Genomic DNA, 840 nt, shown 5'->3' on the forward strand with positions numbered 1-840 from the left:
GCGGCTCTGGTCGACGACCTGGAAGCCATTGGCGAAAGGATCCCGGTCGTCGATGAAGATGGTGTTGAAACCGGTCACTCGTGCCCAACCCTCGATGGACGGGATGATCGCATCGCGATCGCCGACCTTCGCGCGCCCTTCGATGCGGCCCGTAAATGTCGAGCCGATGATGCTCTCGTGAACGAAGGCATCGCCTTTCTTCAAAGCGCCGCGCGCAGCGAGATGCGCCATGCGGGCGGAGGTTCCCGTGCCGCAGGGCGAGCGGTCGATGGCCTTGTCGCCATAGAACACCGCATTGCGCGCCGTGCTGCCCGGATTCTGGGCCTTTCCGGTCCACAGCACGTGCGTCAGGCGATTGATGGCCGGGTTCTCGGGATGTGCGATCTGGTAGCGGGCGTTGAACGCCTCGCGCAGCTTGGGGCTCCAGCGCAGGATGTCGGACGGGTTGACGTCGCTAAGATCCGAGTAGAGCGCCTGCGGCTCCACGATGGCATAGAAGTTGCCGCCATAGGCCACGTCGACGGTGAGGTGCCCGAGCCCCTCGACCTCTACTTCAAAGCCGGTGCCATAAAGGAACGACGGGATGTTGGTGATGCGCACCCGCTCCACGAAGGGACCGTTCTGCTCGTAGCGCGCCTCGACGACGCCCGCCGGCGTATCGAGACGCAACAGACCGGGAGTTTTCGGATGGATCAGGCCATTTTCCAGGGCAATCGTGACCGTGCCGATGGTGCCGTGACCGCACATCGGCAGGCATCCCGACGTCTCGATGAACAGGATGCCCACGTCGCAATCCGGCCGCGTCGGCGGGTAGAGGATCGAGCCCGACATCATGTCGTG

Annotated in this window: 1 protein-coding gene; it reads right to left on the reverse strand. The window is 63.8% G+C overall.

Features of this window, described 5'->3' with window-relative positions:
- Nucleotides 1–840, reverse strand: an 840-nt coding sequence (locus ILT44_RS30550; RefSeq protein WP_204243364.1) for a 4-hydroxyproline epimerase, incomplete at both ends; no start/stop codon positions are given.

The sequence above is a fragment of the Microvirga arvi genome (assembly GCF_016892765.1).
Classification (GTDB): domain Bacteria; phylum Pseudomonadota; class Alphaproteobacteria; order Rhizobiales; family Beijerinckiaceae; genus Microvirga; species Microvirga arvi.